Here is a 1117-nt window from a genome sequence, read left to right as displayed (position 1 = left end):
TCCTTGGCGGCGATCCGGACAAGCCGGTGATCGTGGGGCAGCTCTACAACCAGGAAGGTCTGCCGCCCGCGCTGAGCACGATGGATGGGCTGCCCGGCAACAAGCACCTGTCCGGCATCAAAAGCCGCGAAATCAAAGGCGGTCGCTCAAACCAGCTGCGGTTGGATGATACGACTGGCCAGATAAGCGCGCAGTTGGCGAGTGACCACGGCAACAGCCAATTGAATCTTGGGTTTCTTACGCATCCGAAAAGTTGCGGCGCTGGCGACGCACGCGGCGAGGGCGTGGAATTAAGCAGCGGTGAGCAGATCGCGCTGCGAGCTGCAAAAGGCCTGTTGCTCTCAGCATGGAAGCACTGCGGGACTGACGGCAAACAGATGGATCGCCAGCAGTTCCTTGATCTCTTGGCCGACTGCGCCGAATTGGTCAAATCTCTTGGCGAATACGCTGGTGAGCATCAGGCAAAGCCGGTGGACGCGAAATCCCATGAAGAACTGTTTGAAGATTTTAAGGTATGGGCTGCAGGAAGCAACACAGAACCGCGCGCCGTTGGTGGCGGTTCGCCAGCCATCGCATTGACGGCTCCGACAGGCATCAGCTTTGCCACACCGAAAGCAATTGTGAGCTACGCCGGTACTGGTCTCAATACTGTCGCACAGCAGAATTTACAAATGACTGCAGGCCAATGCATCAACCTCAACGCAGGCAAGGGCATCTCGCTATTCGCCCAGAGCGACGGCATCAACATGATCGCGCACAAAGGAAAGCTGCTTCTCCAAAGTCAGCATGACGAGACAGAGCTTAACGCGGCCAAGGATATGAAGCTCACCGCTAGCGAGGGCAAGGTCATCGGCATGGCGAAAGAAATTGTTTTGATTGCGGAAGATGGTTCCTTCATCAAGATCGGCGACGGGATCACGCTCGGCACCGGGGGCACGATTACACACCATGGCGCCAAGTTTCCATTCAAAGGGACATCCACGATGAGCACCGCTCTTCCAACCTTTGATGAAGGTAATACAGACCTCAAGTTCGAAGCACGCTACTACAGCCATTTGGACGGCGGCATCCCTGCACCTGAGATGGATGTTGAGACCAGTGCCAGTGATGGGACTGA

1 protein-coding gene is annotated in these 1117 nt (G+C 56.1%); it reads left to right on the top strand.

Going from position 1 to position 1117, the window contains the following annotated elements; genetic code table 11:
- The coding region (locus GTP77_RS29700; protein WP_161075744.1) for a DUF2345 domain-containing protein at positions 1 to 1117 on the top strand (1117 nt) is incomplete at both ends.

This window comes from Pseudoduganella aquatica (genome assembly GCF_009857595.1).
Lineage (GTDB): Bacteria > Pseudomonadota > Gammaproteobacteria > Burkholderiales > Burkholderiaceae_D > Rugamonas > Rugamonas aquatica_A.
The sequence above is the reverse complement of the archived record's forward strand: the minus strand, read 5'-3'. Positions and strand labels throughout refer to the sequence as shown.